The sequence below is a fragment of the Nonomuraea antri genome (assembly GCF_013283785.1).
GTDB classification, from domain to species: Bacteria; Actinomycetota; Actinomycetes; order Streptosporangiales; family Streptosporangiaceae; genus Nonomuraea; species Nonomuraea antri.
On record NZ_JABCPZ010000092.1, the window covers coordinates 1 to 17,945 of the forward strand.

20 protein-coding genes are annotated in these 17,945 nt (G+C 68.1%); 10 read left to right on the top strand and 10 right to left on the bottom strand.

All coding sequences use genetic code 11. The features are described 5' to 3' along the window. Nucleotides 1-393: 393 nt before the first annotated feature. Together HII36_RS27395 and HII36_RS27400 are read right to left on the bottom strand one after the other, a co-directional pair. Nucleotides 394-915 (bottom strand): DUF6879 family protein, encoded by a 522-nt coding sequence (locus HII36_RS27395; protein ID WP_173526134.1) that lies wholly within the window; start codon nt 913-915, stop codon nt 394-396. Then, nucleotides 902-1,093 (bottom strand): hypothetical protein, encoded by a 192-nt coding sequence (locus HII36_RS27400; RefSeq protein ID WP_173526135.1) that lies wholly within the window; start codon nt 1,091-1,093, stop codon nt 902-904. The genes HII36_RS27395 and HII36_RS27400 overlap by 14 nt, the downstream gene beginning before the upstream one ends. A 524-nt stretch (nt 1,094-1,617) precedes the next feature. On the opposite strand from HII36_RS27400, the gene HII36_RS27405 reads away from it, so the two are divergent. The 3 genes from HII36_RS27405 (at nt 1,618) to HII36_RS27415 (ending at nt 3,848) form a co-directional block, all read left to right on the top strand. Beyond that, nucleotides 1,618-2,139, top strand: coding sequence for a DUF6879 family protein (locus HII36_RS27405; protein ID WP_173526136.1), 522 nt, complete (start codon nt 1,618-1,620; stop codon nt 2,137-2,139). 12 nt (nt 2,140-2,151) lie between these two features. Continuing rightward, the gene (locus HII36_RS27410) at nt 2,152-3,036 is read left to right on the top strand and encodes a helix-turn-helix domain-containing protein (protein ID WP_173526137.1); all 885 of its coding nucleotides are present in this window, start codon (nt 2,152-2,154) and stop codon (nt 3,034-3,036) included. Nucleotides 3,037-3,218: 182 nt separating this feature from the next. Beyond that, entirely contained in the window at nt 3,219-3,848 is a 630-nt protein-coding gene (locus HII36_RS27415; RefSeq protein ID WP_173526138.1) for a hypothetical protein, read from the top strand. Nucleotides 3,849-4,006: 158 nt separating this feature from the next. Here HII36_RS27415 and HII36_RS27420 read toward each other — a convergent pair whose 3' ends face one another. Genes HII36_RS27420 through hppD form a run of 3 tightly spaced genes read right to left on the bottom strand, consistent with a single transcriptional unit; the run spans nt 4,007 to nt 7,028 of the window. Next, nucleotides 4,007-5,398 (bottom strand): M1 family metallopeptidase, encoded by a 1,392-nt coding sequence (locus HII36_RS27420; RefSeq protein WP_173526139.1) that lies wholly within the window; start codon nt 5,396-5,398, stop codon nt 4,007-4,009. Between the two features lie 39 nt (nt 5,399-5,437). Continuing rightward, nucleotides 5,438-5,884 carry an RDD family protein gene (locus tag HII36_RS27425; RefSeq protein ID WP_173526140.1) on the bottom strand — a complete coding sequence of 149 codons (447 nt, stop codon included), beginning with the start codon at nt 5,882-5,884 and terminating at the stop codon, nt 5,438-5,440. Between the two features lie 34 nt (nt 5,885-5,918). Further along, nucleotides 5,919-7,028, bottom strand: coding sequence for a 4-hydroxyphenylpyruvate dioxygenase (gene hppD, locus HII36_RS27430; RefSeq protein WP_173526141.1), 1,110 nt, complete (start codon nt 7,026-7,028; stop codon nt 5,919-5,921). A 103-nt stretch (nt 7,029-7,131) separates the two neighbouring features. On the opposite strand from hppD, the gene HII36_RS27435 reads away from it, so the two are divergent. Continuing rightward, nucleotides 7,132-7,611, top strand: coding sequence for an Lrp/AsnC family transcriptional regulator (locus tag HII36_RS27435; RefSeq protein ID WP_173526142.1), 480 nt, complete (start codon nt 7,132-7,134; stop codon nt 7,609-7,611). 216 nt (nt 7,612-7,827) lie between these two features. Beyond that, on the top strand, nt 7,828-9,873 hold the full coding sequence (locus tag HII36_RS27440; protein WP_173526143.1) for a transglycosylase domain-containing protein: 2,046 nt from the start codon (nt 7,828-7,830) through the stop codon (nt 9,871-9,873). A gap of 72 nt (nt 9,874-9,945) precedes the next feature. Here HII36_RS27440 and HII36_RS27445 read toward each other — a convergent pair whose 3' ends face one another. Together HII36_RS27445 and HII36_RS27450 are read right to left on the bottom strand one after the other, a co-directional pair. Continuing rightward, entirely contained in the window at nt 9,946-11,949 is a 2,004-nt protein-coding gene (locus HII36_RS27445; protein ID WP_173526144.1) for a thioredoxin domain-containing protein, read from the bottom strand. A gap of 100 nt (nt 11,950-12,049) precedes the next feature. Further along, nucleotides 12,050-12,379: a hypothetical protein gene (locus tag HII36_RS27450; RefSeq protein ID WP_173526145.1), complete on the bottom strand. Its 330-nt coding sequence runs from the start codon at nt 12,377-12,379 to the stop codon at nt 12,050-12,052. Between the two features lie 250 nt (nt 12,380-12,629). On the opposite strand from HII36_RS27450, the gene HII36_RS27455 reads away from it, so the two are divergent. Together HII36_RS27455 and HII36_RS27460 are read left to right on the top strand one after the other, a co-directional pair. Continuing rightward, a complete protein-coding gene (locus HII36_RS27455; protein ID WP_173526146.1) occupies nt 12,630-12,785 on the top strand; it encodes a hypothetical protein in 156 nt (51 codons plus the stop codon). 58 nt (nt 12,786-12,843) lie between these two features. Beyond that, nucleotides 12,844-13,992, top strand: a complete 1,149-nt coding sequence (locus tag HII36_RS27460; RefSeq protein ID WP_173526167.1) for a hypothetical protein — start codon at nt 12,844-12,846, stop codon at nt 13,990-13,992. Nucleotides 13,993-14,000: 8 nt separating this feature from the next. Here HII36_RS27460 and HII36_RS27465 read toward each other — a convergent pair whose 3' ends face one another. The 3 genes from HII36_RS27465 to mca all read right to left on the bottom strand — a co-directional run bounded on the left by HII36_RS27465 (nt 14,001) and on the right by mca (nt 15,429). Beyond that, nucleotides 14,001-14,291 (bottom strand): GNAT family N-acetyltransferase, encoded by a 291-nt coding sequence (locus HII36_RS27465; protein ID WP_173526147.1) that lies wholly within the window; start codon nt 14,289-14,291, stop codon nt 14,001-14,003. Then, complete coding sequence (locus HII36_RS27470; RefSeq protein WP_173526148.1) at nt 14,292-14,459, bottom strand: hypothetical protein; 168 nt, start codon at nt 14,457-14,459, stop codon at nt 14,292-14,294. A gap of 85 nt (nt 14,460-14,544) precedes the next feature. Beyond that, nucleotides 14,545-15,429 (bottom strand): mycothiol conjugate amidase Mca, encoded by an 885-nt coding sequence (gene mca / locus HII36_RS27475; RefSeq protein WP_173526149.1) that lies wholly within the window; start codon nt 15,427-15,429, stop codon nt 14,545-14,547. A 145-nt stretch (nt 15,430-15,574) separates the two neighbouring features. On the opposite strand from mca, the gene HII36_RS27480 reads away from it, so the two are divergent. From HII36_RS27480 to HII36_RS58785, 3 genes are all read left to right on the top strand, one after another. Continuing rightward, nucleotides 15,575-15,994 carry a DUF4307 domain-containing protein gene (locus HII36_RS27480; protein ID WP_173526150.1) on the top strand — a complete coding sequence of 140 codons (420 nt, stop codon included), beginning with the start codon at nt 15,575-15,577 and terminating at the stop codon, nt 15,992-15,994. Between the two features lie 109 nt (nt 15,995-16,103). Next, nucleotides 16,104-16,604: a transcription elongation factor GreA gene (gene greA / locus HII36_RS27485; RefSeq protein WP_173526151.1), complete on the top strand. Its 501-nt coding sequence runs from the start codon at nt 16,104-16,106 to the stop codon at nt 16,602-16,604. A gap of 134 nt (nt 16,605-16,738) precedes the next feature. Beyond that, complete coding sequence (locus tag HII36_RS58785) at nt 16,739-17,899, top strand: C40 family peptidase (RefSeq protein WP_328807916.1); 1,161 nt, start codon at nt 16,739-16,741, stop codon at nt 17,897-17,899. Nucleotides 17,900-17,945 lie beyond the last annotated feature (46 nt).

Consider the following 17,945-nt stretch of genomic DNA (forward strand, 5'->3'; position numbering starts at 1 on the left):
CCACCCCACCCAGCCGCCGCGTCTGAGCGGTGTGGTGGCCGGTTGGGTCGCTAGTGAAGTGAGCGGCCGGGTGCCTACCCGCTGCGCCCCACCCAGCCGCAAAGCCCAAGCGAGTCCATGGACCTGGAGGCCGTTCTCCGGGTGGTGGGGGAGGCTTCGGAGCCCTCCGGTCAGGCACGGACATGGAAAGGTGCGCACGCCTATCAGGACCGCTAGGAGGCTCCTCCGCTCCCGTACAGCCGCCCTATCGCGATGTCTCGCATGAAAGCGGTGCACATCGCCTCAGCAAGCTTGTGCTTGGAAGGCGACATGACAGCGCTCCGGGCCACCGCTTCGGCAGGCAGGCCGCTGGCTAGACGTAGTTCCGGAGCGCCGTGGCCAGGTCTTCCTTGTTCAGCCGTGACGCTCCCAGAAAGTCGAGAGCGGTTCGGCTTGGCCGAGGGCAAGGTCCCGGTACGCGATGTATTCGCCGCTGCAGGCTTCGGGCAGGACGCGCGCTCCGAGGTACGCACCGTGTTCGTCGTATTCCATGCGGACGACCGTGCGTTCGTCGAACAGCCAGAAGTCATGATCCGGCAGTCCGGGCACGTCGCGTTCGGCGAGATTCAGGATGTAGAACTCTTCTCCGGCCTTCGCGTTGCGGCGATACCCCCATGCGAACTCGAACCGCAGATAGTCCGTGAGCGGCGTGGTCACGACGTGCACGCGGTACATGCGCTTTCCGGCCTGTACGGCTTTGCTGACGGTCGTGACCCAGGGCGAGTTCTTGAACTCCTCTGGTTCTTCTTCCCCGGCCAGGAAGGCCGGTAGGCCCTTACGGGTTCCCGCCGCGTCGTAGTAGTCCAGCGTTTCCAGCCTGAACGCCTCGCGGTCGAAGGTGTCGAAGAGCTTTCCGAACTCCTCAGGCGAAAGCACGGGCCACCTTCCGGAGCAATTCTTCAGGGATCTCGGCGAGAGTTTCTTGATCGGGAACGTTCACCCCGTGATCGTCCAGCACCTTGGCGCCTTGGACGACGATGGTCCCCCGGTCGGTTCGGTAGATGGTAGGGCACGTGCCCTCGTCACCAAGCTTGGTAAGCCGTACCGCTGCCATGCCCGCCCCTCTCGCTTGCCTCCTCCATGCTTCGGTGAGCCCCTGGAGGGGGTCAAGCGCTCAGAGTTGAGAGAACAGGAACTCGGGACCTTGGCGCCGGCGGCGTCGGGCTGGCGGACGGGCGCGGGCTCTTCGCCCCCTGTGAGAGCCGGATGTGTTGCGTCTCGCTTAGTTCGTGACTGACCGACGTGGCATCGGTCTGCCCGAACTCCTTGACCCGACCCGCCAACCGGGCGACAGTCGTAGGTGGCGCGCACCAGACCGGGGAGGACGCAAACACATGCAAACCCCTCATGCCGATGACCTGCGTCTCAGCTTCTACTGCAAGGACCCGGCATCCGTACCGGGAGAGGATTGCGCGACCTTCTACCAGACGAACCGCAGTACGTGGGTGGTCCAAGGTGACAGGCGGGAGGAGCCGGAACTGGTATCGCAGTTGGTGGCACTCAAGCCCGGTGAGACCTCCGTGGAGGTTCCAGCAGCTCTGGTGGAACGCTTCGTGAACAAGTACGTCAAGGAGCGCCATGGAATTGATCTCAGCCGAGGAGCGCGGGAGGTTCTTCAGGACGTTCAAACGGGAGGCGGTCCATCTCGAGTTGCGGGATCACTACGCGACGAGTGATCTGGAGCGAGAGCGATTCGCGGCCTGGCAAGCAGGTGAGCTTGACGACTTGAGCTGGATGGACCCATGGTGTGACCGGATTCGCACCGCCGTCGCCGCGGGAAAGCGTTACCGGCGCGTCTGTGTCGTCTCCGAACCGCTGTCGCAGTATCGGCGTTTCGCGTACGAAGTCCTGGGCTCGAGTGTGGCGGCAGGGGAAGAAATTCGCTGGGCGCCCAGACGGGCGGTCTCGGCCGTAGCGCTGCCCGGCAACGACTTCTGGCTGTTCGATGAGGAGGCGGTGGTATTCGCCGTCTTCTCTGGAAACGGTGAAGTGGCCGAGCGGCAGCTCTATACGGAACCCGAAGTCGTTCGGCTTTGCCTGGACGCCTTTGACGCCGTCTGGGCTCTCTCGGTACCGCATCACGAGTATCGGCCCGCCTGATCTCGGCCCGTTGTGTCAGAACAAGCGGCAGCGGCGAAGAAGGCGTTCGGCATCCGCCTGCGCGACCTGCGCAAAGATGCGGGCCTGACCGGGCGGCAGCTGGCAGAGGCGTCCGGGCTGCACAACACGAAGATCAGCCGGATCGAACACGGCCAGCAGAACCCGTCGGAAGACGACATCCGTGCCTGGTGCATCGCTTGCGGCGCGGCACGCTTGATTCCAGAACTCATCGCCGTGCGGCGCGAGATCGAGCAGATGTGGGTGGAATGGCGCCGCGAACTCCGCGCCGGGCAGCACCACATCCAGTCGCGGGCCATGCCGCTCTACGAAGGCACCGAACTTCTGTGCGCTTATGAGCCTGCCATTGTGCCCGGCATCCTGCAGACCTCCGGTTACGTACGGGCGCTCTTTGATGCGGCCGGCCGGCTGTACGAGCTGCCCGGCGGAGAGGCCGAAGCAGCGGTGGCGGCTCGCATGCCTCGCCAGCGCCTCATTACGCACGGAACTGGACGCAACCGATACAGCTTTCTCATCGAGGCAGCCGTGCTCACCACCGTCATCGGCAGCACCGAGGTGATGCGGGAACAGCTCGACTTTCTCATGTCGACGACGACCTTGCCCCACGTCTCACTGGGCGTCATTCCGGCCAATCGCGTACGCACCATCTACCCGGGCGAGGGCTTCTACATCTTCGACGGCAAACTGGTTCGGAGCGAACTGTGGTCCGGCGGCTTCAGAACGAATCAGCCGGCAGAAATCGCCACGTTCCTGAAGGCCTTCGCCATGCTGCGTGATCTCGCTGTCTACGGCAGGAGCGCACGCGCCATGATCGACAGCGCTCGTGAGCAGTTGCAAACTGATGAAAACTTCTTTCCTCCTCGGAATCGTGACTCCTAACGTCGAAGCATGTTCATCACACACCTTGTCGGCAGGGCCAGATCCAAGGGCGCCATCCGGCCGGCCGGGCTGCTCACGCCGTCTCAGGGAGCCCGGAGGAGTGGGAGACGGCGTAGACCGGTGCTGCAAGGGTCGCTGCGGAACCCGGAGAGGCCACCGCGGATGGTCATCGAAAGTGCGCCATGAGCACCGCGTCCCCGAGCTTCCGCTACCCGTACGTCATCGGCTGGACCGGGGAGGCCGAGCAGCCCGCCGTCCTGCGGTGGAGACCTCGCAGCGACGCCGACGGACAGGAACTGGCATACACGGCGCCTGATCCAGGCGACTACCAGCTCGGCGTCCTGCTGCTTCGGCAAGGCCAGAGGCGCACCGGACGGCCCGACTTCAAGAGTGTGAACACCCGCCGTCAGTGGCGATGCATGACCAAGCTGTTGTGCCAGGTATGCGCGAAATCGGCGATGGATTCGGAGACGGGCCGAGTCTGGTGGTTGCTGTCCGGCCCGGGTGGTCCTGTCGGTGACGGTTACACCAACGCGCCACCCACCTGTCCCGCGTGCATCCCGGAAGCGATCGCGTCGTGTTCCTTCCTGCGGCGGCACGCTGCGGTCTTCACGGTGGGTTCGTGCAGGCCGTACGGGGTGCGCGCCGACGTGTTCCTGCCTGGCCGCTCTCCTTCCGAGCCGTGGAAGGAGAACGAGATCCTGCGTCTCCGTGATCCCGACATCCCGCATTGTGTGGCTCGTGAGCTGCTGATGGGGCTGAGCGACGTACGGCCGACGCGCCTGTACGGGGATCTGTCGTGCGTGGCGTGAGGTGCGCCGTTGGGCACGCCGGAGCCTGAGGCGTCCGGCCGCACTCCTCGTGTGGCGTCGCCTGATGGGGCCGACGATCGTCTGTGCGACCCAATCGGCTACCGCATCTCTCGGACGCGGTGGCGGGGTGGGGGGATCGGGTCAAACCACCCAAGAATTCACGCCGGCCGTTTCGCCTGAAACAGCCAGGCATCGAACAACGAATCAAGCTGCTTCCCAGACAACCGCTCCGCCAGATCCACGAACTCCTCCGTGGTCACATGCCCATACCTGTGATCCCGAGTCCACGTCTTGATCAGGTGAAAGAACGTCGCATCCCCGATCGCCTTGCGCAGGGCGTGCAGCGTCATCGCCCCCCGCGTGTACACCGACTCGTTGAACAGGTCGCGCGGCCTGGCCCGCCCCGGCGGGTACTTCCACATCGCGTGGTCCTCCGGCCGCGCCTTGTACGTGTTGAACATCGCCTCGGCCGTGCTCTTGCCCTTGTGCTCCGACCACAGCCACTCCGCGTACGTCGCGAAGCCCTCGTTCAGCCACAGGTCGCGCCAGCGGCGCAGGCTCAGGCTGTTGCCGAACCACTGGTGCGCCAGCTCGTGCGAGATGATGCCCTCCTCGGGCGCGAACCCGCCGTAGAGCGGCTTGGTCTGGTTCTCCAGGGCGTAGCCGGCCGAGTGGTTGTCGACGATGCCGCCGGTGGACGAGAACGGGTACGGCCCGAAGACCGTCGTCCAGTAGTCGGTGATCTCGGCGGACAGGTTGTACACCGTGTCCAGCGAGCTGCGGAACTTCGGGTCGACGGCGGCGAGGTTCTTGATGCCGCCCGCGGTGGCGCCCTCGCGCAGCGTGAACTGGCCGAGCGTGGCGGTGGCCAGGTAGGTGACCATGGGGTGGCCTTCGCGCCAGCGGTAGGTGGTCTTGCCGTTCGAGGTGGCGGGCTTGCCCACCATCTCGCCGTTGGCCAGGGCGGTCAGGCCCGCGGGGACGGTGATCGAGAAGTCGAACGTGGCCTTGTCTGCCGGGTGGTCGTTGCCGGGGAACCAGGTCTTGGCGCCGTCGGGCTCGCAGGCCACGAACGCGCCGTCGCTGGTCGGGATGAACCCGTACGTGCCCAGATTGGCGGTGTCCTTGGCCGGTTTGGGCACCCCGGCGTAGGTCACCTTGACGCTGAAGCGCGAGCCGGGACCCAGCGGCGTGCCCGGCCTGACGGTGAGCTCGTCGCCCGCGCGCTCGAACTTCGCCGGGGTGCCGTTGACGCTCACCCGGCTCACCTCGAATCCGGACAAATCGAGGTTGAAGCTGGACAGGCCTTGGGTGGCGGTGGCGTCGATGGTGGTCTCGCCGGTCAGCCGTTTGGTCGCCGGGACGTAGTCGAGCACCAGCCAGTAGTGGGAGACGTCGTAGCCGCCGTTGCCGGCCTTGGGAAAGTCGCTGTCGCCGATGCCCGGCGCGCCCGCGTGATGGTCGGCCGTGCGGGGCGCCTCGTCGGACGGTGCGCAGGCGAGCACGCTGATCAGTGCCGCCGGCAGAGCGATCCTGCTGCTGGATCTCAAAGACGCCCCCTCAAACCGTGACCAGAAGATTACGCTAAGTCAGGCGTCCACGACGACGGTCTTGGCCGCCTTGTCGTGCACCGCCTGCTTCCGGGGGTCGAAGAGGATCCAGCCGAGGTCGACGAGCGCGCCGACACAGCAGATGGCCCAGAGCACGGCCGCCACGAGCTGCCTGAGCGCGGCCTGCCCCACCGTTATGCGCTGCCCTGTCTCCCGCACCACACGCAGGCCGAACAGCTTCTTGCCGAGGGTTTGCCCGTTCCAGAACGCGTGCAGCAGCCAGTAGTAGAGGAACGACACCACGGCCGCGACGAACGTGTGCTGCACGGGATAGCGGTCCCAGACGCCCTTGCTGGGGTCCCAGGCGTAGTCCCAGCTCGTCCAGCTGAAGGGGGCGGAGACGATGCCGACGATGATCCAGTCGAGTATCCCGGCGAAGAGCCGGCGCCAGCGTCCGCCTAGTCCGGGAAGTGGTGGTGGTCCCATAAAGTGGAGATCACCACCACTTCGTCGGGACAAACTAAAGGTTGCCCCTGCGTTCCTGCTCGCGCTCGATGGCCTCGAACAGGGCCTTGAAGTTGCCCTTGCCGAATCCGAGCGAGCCGTGCCGCTCGATCAGCTCGAAGAAGACCGTGGGCCGGTCCTGCACGGGCTGGGTGAAGATCTGCAGCAGGTAGCCGTCCTCGTCGCGGTCGACCAGGATCTTGCGCTTCTTCAGCTCCTCGATCGGCGCGCGCACCTCGCCGATGCGGGCGCGCAGCTCGGGGTCGTCGTAGTACGAGTCGGGCGTGTCGAGGAACTGCACGCCGGCCGCGCGCATGTGGTCGACGGTGGTGAGGATGTCGTTGGTGGCCAGCGCGATGTGCTGCACGCCGGGGCCGCCGTAGAACTCCAGGTACTCGTCGATCTGGGACTTCTTACGGCTGATCGCCGGCTCGTTGAGCGGGAACTTGACCTTGCGGGTGCCGTCCGCGACGACCTTGGACATCAGCGCCGAGTACTCGGTGGCGATGTCGTCGCCGACGAACTCGGCCATGTTCGTGAAGCCCATGACGTTGCGGTAGAACTCCACCCACTCGTCCATCTTGCCGAGCTCGACGTTGCCGACGCAGTGGTCGACGGCCTGGAACAGGCGGCCGGTCTTGGTCGCGGGCGGGGCCACCAGCGGCTGGGCGGCCTGGTATCCGGGCAGGTAGGTGCCGTGGTAGTTGGAGCGGTCGACGAGGGTGTGCCGCGTCTCGCCGTAGGTGGCGATGGCCGCGATCACCACCTTGCCGTGCTCGTCCTCCAGCGTGTACGGCTCCACCAGCCCGCGAGCCCCGTGGGTGATCGCGTACTGGTAGCCGGCCTCCACGTCGGGCACCTGGATGGCCAGGTCGATCACGCCGTCGCCGTGCTCGGCCACGTGTTTGGCCAGGTCGGTGCCCGCCCTGACCGCGCCGCGGAACTCGAACGTGGCGCTGCCCGAGGTCAGCACGTACGCCGCCTCGTCGCGGCTGCCGTTCTCCGGCCCGCGGTAGGCCACCAGCTTCATGCCGAAAGCGGTCGAGTAGTAGTGGGCCGCCTGCTTGGCGTTGCCTACGGCGAACACCACGGCGTCCATGCCGTTAACCGGAAAGACATCACTCATACCCCTAACTCTCGATTTAGCTGGTCGAGTTGTGCAAGAGTTACTTGAATGAGTGCACAATCTGTCCAGTCATCTCGCGTTAACCAGGGAGTATCTGTACACCATGACGATCGATGAGCTGGACGCCCGATTGATCTCCCTGCTGCACGCCGAACCCAGGCTCGGCGTGCTGGAGTGCTCGCGCCGCCTCGGGGTGGCCCGCGGCACGGTGCAGGCCAGGCTCGACCGGCTGCTGGCCAGGGGCGTGATCACCGGCTTCGGTCCCGACGTCTCGCCCGTCGCGCTCGGCTACGACGTCACCGCGTTCGTCACGATGGAGATCAAGCAGGTCTCCGGGCACGATCCGGTCGCGCACCGGCTGGCGCACATTCCCGAGGTGCTGGAGGTGCACACCATCACCGGCGGCAGCGACCTGCTGTGCCGGGTGGTCGCCCGCACCAACGCCGATCTGCAGCGGGTCATCGACCAGATCGTGGACGTCCAGGGCGTGCTCAGGACGTCGTCGATCATCGCGTTGGACACGCCGGTTCCATACCGAGTGCTGCCTTTGGTGGCCGATGTTCCACGGCGCGGCGTTCGTTAGACGTACGATCGCGAGGAGGGACGAGGCACCGTTATCGATCGTTTACCCTTGACAATCGCCCAGCTTGCGGGGGTTGGGCGAGACGTGACAGGGGGGTCGCGGGTGCGGAGCGGTGGTGAGAAGGGCATGCGGAAGCGGCGAATTCTCCGTCTTCTACTGATCTCGGTGGGTTCGGCCATCCTGGTTTTGGCCGGACTTTTCGCCATTGCATGGACCATGACTCCGATTCCCGACAGCACGCAGAAGTCGGCCACCGCCCAGGGCTCGGTGATCTACTTCCGCGACGGCAAGAGCGTCCTGGCCAAGAAGGGCGTCGACCGCAGGATCGTCGAGCTGGCCAAGGTGCCCAAGCACGTGCGCGACGCGGTGATCGCGGCCGAGAACCGCTCGTTCTACGAGGACGCCGGCGTCTCGATCAAGGGCACCACCCGCGCGGTCTGGTCCACCATCACCGGGCAGCAGCTCCAGGGCGGGTCCACGATCACCCAGCAGCTCGTCCGCAACTACTACAGCGGGCTCAGCCAGGAACGCTCGGTCACCCGCAAGTTCAAAGAGATCCTCATCTCGATGAAGGTCGACCAGTCCAAGTCCAAGGACTGGGTCCTGGAGCAGTACCTCAACACGATCTACTTCGGCCGGGGCGCCAACGGCATCCAGTCGGCCGCCAAGGCATACTTCGCCAAGGACGTCGAGGACCTGACCGTCGCGGAAGGCGCCTACCTGGCCGCGGTCATCCAGCAGCCCAGCCGCTTCGCCGACCCGAAGGGCGCCGACCTGGAGGCGGCCAGGTACCGCTGGCAGTCCGTGATCTCCGCGATGACGCAGACCAAGACCCTGACGCCGCAGCAGGCGGCAGCGGAGAAGTTCCCCGAGCTCAAGACGCCCAAGAAGCCGTTCGAGCTCAAGGGCCAGGGCATGTACGCCGTCGCGCAGGTGACCGCCGAGCTGAACCGGCGCGGCTACACCGACGAAGACATCAACAGCGGTGGCCTGCGCATCGTCACCACCTTCGACAAGAAGCTCATGGAGGCGGCCGAGCGCGCGGTCAAGGACGTGCTGCCCGACTCCACGCCCAAGAAGGTACGCACCGGGCTGGCCGCGGTCGACCCGAAGACCGGCGAGGTCGTGGCCTTCTACGGCGGCCGCACCGACCAGTCCGACTACTACGACAACGCCTTCTCCGCCGAGGTGATGGCGGGCTCGACGTTCAAGCCGTACACGCTGGCCGCCGCCCTCGACAGCGGGCTCGACCTGGGCACCCGCGTCAACGGCAACTCGCCCATGCGCGTGGCCTCCGCGCCCGAGCCCATCCCCAACGACAGCGGACGCTCCTACGGCCAGATCGACCTGGTGCAGGCCACCCAGAACTCGGTCAACACCGCGTTCGTGGACCTCGGCCAGAAGGTCGGCCTGGACAAGGTGGCCGCCGTCGCCGAGGCCGCCGGCATCCCCAAGGACCAGCTCGAACAGCACCAGGGCGCGGCCACCTTCCCGCTCGGCGTCGCCTCCGTCAGTGCCGTCCAGAACGCCTCGGGCTTCTCCACCTTCGCCAACGGCGGCGTGCACGTGGAGGCGCACGTGGTCAAGTCGGTCACCGACAGCCACGGCGAGAAGAAGGTCGTCGAGCCCGTCTCCACCGAGGTGGTCGACAAGCAGGCCGCGGCCGACACCGTCTACGCGATGCAGCAGGTCGTCAAGTACGGCACCGGCACCGCGGCCAGGCTCTACGACCGCCCGGTGGCCGGCAAGACGGGCACCACCGACGACTCCAGGTCGGTCTGGTTCAACGGCTTCACGCCGCAGCTCGCCGTGGCCGTCAACATGTTCCGTGACGACAACAAGACCGTCACGATCCCCGGCTACGGCACCCAGTTCGGCGGCCAACTGCCCGCGCAGGTCTGGCGGGCGTTCATGACCGAGGCCATGGCGGGCAAGACGGTCGAGCAGTTCCCCGAACCGTCCGACTACGGCTACCGGCCCGACTACGGCACGCCCGAGCGCGACCCGAGCGTTCCGCCCGACCAGGGCTACCCGACGCCGTCCGACCCCGGCGACTGGGAGGACTTCCCCGACCCCGAGCCGTCCGACCCGCAGATGAGCGAGCCGCCGGACCCGGACCGGCCGCCCGACCAGCCGGACGACCCGATACCCAGCGACGGACCGCCCACCGATGGCGGCCCGGACCAGGGGCCGCCGTCGGGCGGCCCGGAGGGCAACGGCGACAATCACGACAACGCCGGTCGCCCCTCACCGGGCCGCTAGCCGCTCATGAACCGGGCGGTTCAGGCCGGTGGCTGCCCGATCCTGGTGGCAGATCTGAGACCCCAGCCAGGGTCATGAGGTGAGCTCGGCGCGCAGCTCGTCCACCGTGGTCACGGGCATCCTGCAGGTGAACCCGCGGCACACGTACGCCGCCGGCGCCTCGCCGACCAGCCCGCGCCCCTCCAGCAGCGACGGGAACCTCTCCTTGGGCGCCACCGGATCGCCCGCGCCCCGCAGGCTCGGATCGTCGTCGCCCGGCCCCAGCGCCACCACCAGCCCCGGCGCGTCGGCCAGGAACGCCTCCCGGTGCAGCGCCACCGTGCGCACGTCGCCGGCCGGTCCGACCACGGCCACCTCGACCGGCCCGTCGAGCGCCGCCCGCGCCACCGCCAGCCCCCATCCGGCGAACCTGGCATGCTTGCCCGCCAGCACCGACACCGTGCCGAGCGCCGCGTGCGCGGCCTCCCGGTGCCGCGTGGACCCGGTCAGCGCCGCGTACGACAGCAGCGCCCCGGCCGCCGCGTACTGGCCCGACGGCGTCGCGTTGTCGGTCGGATCCTGGGGCCGCTGGAACAGCCGCTCGGCGTCGTCGGCCGTGTCGTAGAAGCCGCCCGTGCCGTCGGCGAACCGGTCGAGCACGACGTCGAGCAGTGTCCCGGCCAGCCTGAGCCAGCGCGCCTCGCCGGTCGCCCCGTACAGCGCGATCAAGCCCTCGGCCAGGTTGGCGTAGTCGTCGAGCACGCCCGCGTTGGCGCCCGTCCTGCCGTCGCGCGAGGTGCGCATCAGCCTGCCGTCGACCAGGTGGACGCGTTCGAGCAGCTCGGCGGCCCGGGTGGCGGCCTCGACGAGTTCCGGACGCTCGAACACGATCCCGGCCTCCGCCAGCGCGGCGATGGCGAGACCGTTCCACGAGGCGACGATCTTGTCGTCGCGCCCCGGGCGCACCCGCCGCTCCCTGGCGGCCAGCAGGCGGTCGCGCACGCTCGCGTAGCGCGCCGGATCCTCCGGGTCGCGCAGCAGCTGCAACACGGACGCGCCGTGCTCGAACGTTCCCGCCAGGGTGACCTCGAACAGCCCGGCGGCCCAGCGGCCGTCGTCCTCGCCGAGCACCTCGCGCAGCTGGTCGGGCGTCCAGACGTAGAACTTGCCCTCGACGCCCTCGCTGTCGGCGTCGAGCGCCGAGGCGAACCCGCCCTCGCCGGTACGCATCTCGCCCAGCAGCCAGCCGGCCGTCTCCAGCGCCACCCGCCCGGCCGTCTCCGACCCGCTCGCCTTCCACCAGTGCGTGTAGACCCGCAGCAGCAGCGCGTTGTCGTACAACATCTTCTCGAAGTGCGGAACCACCCACTCGGCGTCGACGCTGTAGCGCGCGAACCCGCCGCCGAGCTGGTCGTACATGCCGCCGCGAGCCATCGCGTCGAGCGTCCTGCCGCTCATCTCGCGCTCGCGCAGGCGCAGCAGGAACTCCAGCACCATGGACGGCGGGAACTTCGGCGCCCCGCCGAACCCGCCGTTGACCGCGTCGAACTCCTCACGCAGGTTCGCCACGGCCGCCTCCAGCGTCTCGGCGCTCGGCACCGGGCCGCTGGGCAGCGTGGTGTGCGAGTTGAGCGCCTCGACCACGCTCGCCCCCTGCTTGAGCACCGAGTCGCGATCGCCCGTCCACACGTTGTGCACTTCGGTCAGCAGCCGCTGGAAGTGGGGACGCGGGAAGTAGGTGCCGCAGTAGAAGGGGTGGCCTTCGGGCGTGGCGAACACCGTCATCGGCCACCCGCCCTGACGGGTCATGGCCTGGGTGGCGCTCATGTAGACCGCGTCGACGTCGGGCCGCTCCTCACGATCGACCTTGACGTTGACGAAGTGCTCGTTCATCAGGCGGGCGGTGGCCTCGTCCTCGAAGCTCTCGTGCGCCATGACGTGACACCAGTGGCAGGCCGAATAGCCGACGCTGATCAGCAGCGGCACGTCCCGCCGCCGCGCCTCGCGCATCGCCTCCTCACCCCAGGGCCACCAATCAACGGGGTTGTCGGCGTGCTGGAGCAGGTAGGGAGAGGTCTCACCACCGAGCCTGTTCATAAGATCAGGCTCTCACACCGCCGTTCAGAACAGGACGACGCGGGTGAGCAGCACCTGCTGATTCTTGCGATCGATCCGGTACTCGGCGATGCCGTTCCCTTTAGGGGACAAGGATCGCGCGCCCGCCGGGATCGGCCCCTCCGTGGCCGCGCTCCTGCCGTCGCCGTAGGACGTCGTCCATGGTGGTGGTGGGAAGAGTCCCGGCCTCCGCCGCCGCTCGGATGCGGTCACGGTCGGGGTCGGTGTCGAGCATCGCGCGCCCCCACCAGGCGTTGAGCACGCCGTCCAGCTCGGGGCCCTGCTGGGCCTCGAGAAGTTCGGCGAAGAACTGCGCGCGGCGGCTGCCTTTCAGCGCGTTGGAGATGCCGCCGATCGTCCGCGGCACCCTCGGGTGGTCCGCTGTGCCACCGTGGACAGGCTGAGCGCTCATGCTGTTCAGCGTACGTTCTGATCCCGATGGCTCGCAGGAATCTCCTGGGGTCTGTGGCGGCGGCACATCCCGGCGCCGCGCCTCGGGCAGAGATGCGGGTTCTGACGTGCGTTCCCGGAAGTGGTTGGAGGTCGGGGTTGGATCTTCGGTCGGTTGTGGAGTCGTCCTCGGGGCGGCGAGCGTAAGGGAGTGGTGGCGAGAGCGCCGGAGGCTGCGGGAGTGGATCGGCCGGGCCGCCGCGAAGTGGGCGGTGAGTGCCGATGGCGGTGAGCGTGAGGTGGTCGCGGGGCTGCGTGACTACGGCGCGTACCTGGACGGCGGGCTGGAGCTCGATCTTCGCCGGCATCTGTTTCGGCTGGATCAGGGACGCCGCCCCGGCGACGCGGACGTGCTGCCCGCGCTCTGACACCCCGGGCAGGCGGCTGACTTGGGCGGTGGGGACGGCGTAGGTTACGGGCGTGGATATGGACTTCGTCTGCTCCCATGCCGGCCGCCCCGCGGCCGCGCTCACGCGCAGGGACGTGGCACGCGCGTTGCTCGCCGTGGCCTCGGGGGTGGCGCTGGTGGCGCTGCCCGATCTGCGGCGGGCCATGGCGGCCACGGGCAATCCGCTCTCGCCGCCGTTCTGGGAATCGGCCAAGGCGACCCTGAGCTCGATCGAGTCCGGCGTCGCCACCGTGGGGGACGTGCAGCGCTGGGTGGAGTCCACCGGCAGCGAGCCGGTCCTCATGACGCCCAGCTACTTCGTCTGGCCCGAGGAGGACGAGCGCGGGCCCGTGGCGTCGGAGATGTTCGACCGGCTGGTGGCCTACCTGGAGGAACGCGTACTGACCGGGGAGATCGATCCCGACGCGCTGGCCGTGCGGGAGCCGGCGGCGCGTCAGGCGTACGAGGAGTTGCAGGAGCGGTGGCTCGCCACGCCGCTGCCCGACGGGCGGGTGCCCGGCTTCGCGGTCAGCGACGAGCAGGACGAGGAACTGTTCGCGGCCTGGGACGAGGAGGAGGCGTTCGCGCTGTCGGAGCTGCGCAGGATCGTCGGCGAGCTGCCCAAGCAGCCCGAGCGCCCGGCCGCCGAGCTCGAACGTGCCGTGACCGGGCTGCGTGAGCTGCTCGGCCTGCCCGGCTTCCCGGGGAACGTGCTGCGCGCCTGCGCCGGGTTCGACGACCGTCCGATGCCGGACGACGACGAGGAGCTGTGGCTGGCGGTGGTGGCCGGGGTCGCCGGGCCCATCTCCGACCTGTCGGAGGACGCCGACGCGCTGGAGGAGTTCGCCGATCTGGAGGGCGAGCTGAGCCACGAGGACGAGACGCTGGCCAACCTGTGCGCGATCCAGCACGCCGACTGGCTGGCCGCGGTGGCGGCGCTGGCCAGGCTCGGGCCGGGCGTGCTGGCCTCGCCCGAGCGGCTCGCCAGGCTCATCGCGGAGTCGGAGGACATCGACAGCGACGACCAGGACGCCGACGACCTCGACGCGACAGAGGGCCTGTTCGCGTCGGTGGTGAGCCTGTGGGGGCATCTGGGCGTGGTCGACCGCGACGACGTGCTCACCCCGCTGGGCTGGTGGGGGCTGCCCAGGGCGCTGGAGCGAGCCTGGTCACCAGCCGCCGACTGACGCCCTGATCACGAGGTGGGTTCGCCGACCAGGTCCTGGAACTCGGGGTGGCGCTCGATGTAGCTCTTGACGTACGGGCACCGCGGCACGACCCGCTGCCCGGCCGCCTTGCTCGCCCGCAGCGCGTGCGAGACCAGGGCGGCCGCCAGGCCCTTGCCCTCGTGCTCGGGCCGCACCTCGGTGTGCGTGAAAATGATCTTCCCGGGCAGGAGCCGGTAATCGGCGAACCCGGCCAGCTCGCCGTCCACGCGGATCTCGTAGCGGCTCTCGGCCGGGTTGTCGACCACTTCGTTCGGCATCTAGTCGGCTTTCCTCTCGTCGTCCGTCTCGCCTTCACGGGGCACCGTGATCTTGGACATCTGCTTGTTCATCGACTTGACGAGCAGATACAGGGCCACCCCGATGAGGGCGATGACGGTGAAGCCGAGCAGACCCGGACTGACATCACCAGCTGCGAGAACTGTCACCCTTTCAGTGTGCCACCGGGGGGTCGTGCTCGGTTCAGCGGCAGGAGGCTCGGCGTCAGGAGCCTCGGCGGCAGGCGGCCGAGGCTCAGTGGCAGGCCGGTGAGACGTCGTCGGCGTGGATGCCGGTGAACAGGTCGTCCTCCGGCGGCTCGGTGTCGACCAGCGACCTGGCCAGGTGGTAGTCCTCGGTCGGCCAGATCTCCTGCTGCAGCTCGCGCGGGCAGACGAACCACCAGCTGTCGGGGTCGACCTGGGTGGCGTGCGCCTTGAGCGCCTCGTCGCGGATCTCGAAGTAGTCGCCGCACGGCACGCGGGTGGTGACCGGCCACTTGGCCGGGCGGTCCTCCCAGCGGGAGATCCAGTCGGCGTACGGCGAGCCCAGGCCGCGCTCGGTCATCGCCTGGTGCAGCGCCTCGAAACGTTCCTTGGTGAAGCCCATCTGGTAGTAGAGCTTCAGCGGCTGCCACGGGTCGCCGGTGCCCGGGTAGCGGTCGGGGTCGCCGGCCGCCTCGAAGGCCTCGACCGACACCCGGTTGGTCATGATGTGGTCGGGGTGCGGGTAGCCGCCGTCGTCGTCGTAGGTGATGATCACGTGCGGGCGGAACTCGCGCACCGCGGCCACCAGCGGCTCGGCCGCGTCCTCCAGCTTCTGCAGGGCGAAGCAGCCCTCGGGCAGCTCCTCGTCCTCGTTCTCCGGCAGGCCGGAGTCGATGAAGCCCATGAAACGCTGCTCGACACCGAGGATCTCGCGGGCCCGTTCCATCTCGGCTTTGCGCACCTCGCCGATGTTCGCCACGATCTCCGGGCGGTCCATCTTGGGGTTGAGCACGCTGCCACGCTCACCGCCGGTGAGCGTACAGACCAGCACTTCCACGCCTTCACGCACATACCGCGCCATCGTCGCGGCGCCCTTGCTCGACTCGTCGTCAGGGTGGGCGTGGACTGCCATCAGCCTCAGCGGTGCACTCACGGGCTCGATGTCTCCTCAGTAGGACCGGTCACTAGCCCAGAGAGGTTAGGTTCTGCTGGGCGACGCGAGGGCCCAGTCTCACACCGAAGCCCCCGCGGGCGACAATTGTCTCGGATAACGCTCAGGGAGTGCAGGGAGATTCCGCATGGCCACCAGAGATGTCGGGAACGGGCCCGTTCTCGGCACACCGGACGACTTTCCGGATCGCCCCCAGAAGGGGGGCCGTCTCATCGTGCACGTCGTCATCGGCGTGCTGGTGGCCATCATCGCCGGTGGCTGGGGCTGGGTGATGTGGTCGATGACGGGCGCGAGCACGGGCGCCAAGCCACAGGTCGTCACGTTCAGCGTGACGAGCCCGACGCGAGCCGAGATCACCTTCCAGGTCTCCAAACCCGACGATAGGGTGGCGGTCTGCCGGATCAGGGCGCTGGATGTGTACCACGCGGAAGTAGGGAGCAAGGAAGTAAGAATCCCGGCTGGTGAGGGTACAAAGCAGCTCAAGGAAAGCCTCGACACCAGTGGTCAGGCCACTTCCGTCCACATCCAGTACTGCAATCTCGTATAGTGAGACATTTGGGGAAGCGTTCCAGCGGCGGACTTGTTAGCCTTTCGCAATTCAACCGTACGCAACCTCAGATCGATCTCAGGGCCCCCTAGGCAAGCAAGGAGTACCCGTGGCCGACTCTCGCGATGAGAACGTCACATGGCTGACGCAGGAGGCGTACGACCGCCTGAAGGCGGAGTACGAATATCTCTCTGGCCCCGGGCGCGTCGACATCGCCAAGAAGATCGAGGCCGCCCGCGAAGAGGGTGACCTGCGCGAGAACGGCGGATACCACGCCGCCAAGGACGAGCAGGGCAAGATGGAGGCTCGCATCTTCCATCTCCGGCAGATCCTCGACAACGCCCAGGTGGGAGAGGCTCCCAAGACCGAGGGTGTGGTGGGCCCCGGCATGACCGTCACGATCAGGTTCGTCGGCGACGACGACGAGGTCACCTTCCTGCTCGCCTCCCGCGAGGAGAGCGGCGCGCCGATCGACGTCTACTCGCCCAAGTCCCCGCTGGGCGCGGCGATCAACGGCAAGAAGATCGGGGAGAAGGCGACCTACTCCATGCCCAACGGCCGTCAGAACACGGTCGAGATCCTCGAGGCTGTGCCGTACATCGGCAACTGACCCCCACGGAGACCGACCGCCGGGCCCACGCCGGCCCGGCGGCGTTTTCGCATACGCGGACGGGAGGCTCGGGAATCCGCCAGGACCTGAGCTTCCTCATCAAGACCCGCAAGCGGCGTGACCATCGGCGGCTGGTGCCGTTCATCGTGGTGACGCTGGTCGCCGTGCTGACCGCGGACGTGCTGCTGCTCGTGCAGGCACGTCCGCCGGTGCCCGAGCCCGCCGGGGCCAGGCAGGCGGCGGGCCTGCCGACGAAGAAGCCGGCCCAGCCGACGCAGCGGCCCACCCAGAGCCTGATGGCGCAGAGCAGGACGATCGCGCCGGTGGCGCCGCTGAAGCAGCTGCACAAGCCGAACCTGTTCGTGCTGACCCGCCAGCCGTTCACGATGGCCCAGTTACAGAAGGTGGCCAAGCTGCGCGGGGTGCGCGCGCTCGAACTGGCCGACGCCGCCTCCATCGTGCTCGACGGCAAGCGCGTGCAGACGCTCGGCGTGGAACCGTCCACATTCCGCTCTTTCACCCCCAAGGTGACCGCCGCGTCCGACGGCCTGTGGACCAACGTGGCCAACGGCGACGTGGCGGTCTCGTTCGTGCTGGGCAGTGACGGCGGGCTGGCCCTGCACCGCCGCGTCAGCGGCCCGGCCGGTCCGCTGCGCATCGGCGCGTACGCCACCACCGGGTTCGGCGCGGTCGACGCCGTCGTGTCCAAGACCACCGGGCGCTCGCTCGGGCTGCCGAACGACAACGCGCTCATCGTGAGCGCCCCCGAGACCAACTCGGCCACGCTGCGCAAGTCGCTGCTCAAGCTGCTGCCCAAGGGCACGCAGGTGGCCATGGTGAACCCGGTGCTGCCGGCCACCAGGACGAACACCGGCTCCTGGCCGGCCGGGTCGTTCATGACCGGCGAACAGCTCACGGCCGCGCTCAAGGCGGCCATCTCGAAGCTGGGGCGGCCGTACGTCTGGGGGGCCGAGGGCCCCGACACGTTCGACTGCTCGGGGCTCGTGCAGTGGGCCTACAAGCAGGCCGGGGTGTACATGCCGCGGGTGACCCACCAGCAGTGGGTGACCGGGCCGCAGGTGCCGCTCTCGCAGGCGCACCCGGGTGACCTGCTGTTCTGGCGCAACGACCCGACGAACCCCGACTACATCTCCCATGTCGCCATTTACTGGGGCGACGGCAAGATGCTCCACGCGCCACGCACGGGCGACGTCGTCAAGCTGGTGCCGGTCAACACCAGGAACCTGGCCGGAGTGGTCAGGGTCAGCCCCATCGCCGCCGCGCGCGTCCGCTGACCGACCGAACCTCGCGAGCGGGACGCGATCCCGTCATCAGGCATGC